Raw genomic sequence first — 925 nt, forward strand, 5'->3', positions numbered from 1 at the left:
AGGTAGTAGTAGGACCACTTCACCGGGCCACGCAGTTTCGTGATATCCCAGGACCACACCGAATTCGGTCCCGCGGCGACCAATTCCGGTTTCACCCGCGCAGGATGTGCGGCCTGGCGGCGACGTTCACGAACCTCGCCGTGCGCGCGCAGGATCCGATACATCGTCGACACCGACGCCAGATACTCGCCGGAGTCGAGTAATTCGTGGTAGACCGCCGCTGGCGCCTTGTCGACATGGGCGGGGCTGTTGAGTACCTGTCGGATCCGCGTGCGCTCCGGCTCGGTCAACGCCCGTGGCTGCGGCTTCGGCGCCCGCGTGGGCTCGGCCGGTGGTGGCGAGGTCCGGTGCCGCCGATAGTGATTGGCTTGCGGACGTCCCACGGCGCGGCACGCCGCCCGGGTGCCGATCACCGGCTTCAACTCACCGATCGCGGCATCGATCACGACGCGGGCTCGCTCCCGTTGGTCGGGCTGTCGGTCGCGAGCTGTCCCAACAGTTCCGAGAGTTTTCCCTGAACCTCGATCACCTTGCGCGCCTTGGTCAATTCCGCACGCAACTGCTCGTTCTCCCGCCGTAACCGGGCATTGTCCTTATCCCGCGGATCGGCCTTCGGCCGACCCGCCGGCTGGGCCAACGCCGCGGCCGCACCCTTGTCACGCTGATCCCGCCAGTAGGTGATCAGCGACGAGTACAAACCCTCCCTGCGCAGCAACGCACCCTTGCCGGCCTTGTCCAAACCTTCGTACTCGGCCAGGATCCTGGCCTTATAGGCCGCGGAGAACGTCCGCGACTTCGCCTTCGCCGGAACCTCCGGGTCCGGCACACCACTGTTCTTCGACCCCATCGGGGTGAAACTCCTCGCTCGCCCTCAAACCAAAGTTACCTCGACACATCCTGCCTCATCCAAGGTTGACACAGAGGG

The 925-nt window shown here is 65.4% G+C and carries 2 protein-coding genes; both read right to left on the reverse strand.

The features are described from left to right. The coding region (locus APZ21_RS00880; RefSeq protein WP_476739080.1) for a transposase family protein at positions 1-446 on the reverse strand (446 nt) is incomplete at its 3' end. Beyond that, positions 443-847 (reverse strand): hypothetical protein, encoded by a 405-nt coding sequence (locus tag APZ21_RS00885; RefSeq protein ID WP_054811299.1) that lies wholly within the window; start codon positions 845-847, stop codon positions 443-445. The genes APZ21_RS00885 and APZ21_RS00880, both read right to left, overlap by 4 nt. Between the last annotated feature and the right edge of the window lie 78 nt (positions 848-925).

Origin of the sequence: Nocardia arizonensis (genome assembly GCF_001310275.1) — a bacterium.
Taxonomy (GTDB): domain Bacteria; phylum Actinomycetota; class Actinomycetes; order Mycobacteriales; family Mycobacteriaceae; genus Nocardia; species Nocardia arizonensis.

What these genes read in the sequence shown, in the direction of transcription:
- APZ21_RS00885 (WP_054811299.1), bottom strand. Translation starts at nt 847, where the DNA reads ATGGGGTCGAAGAACAGTGGTGTGCCGGACCCGGAGGTTCCGGCGAAG.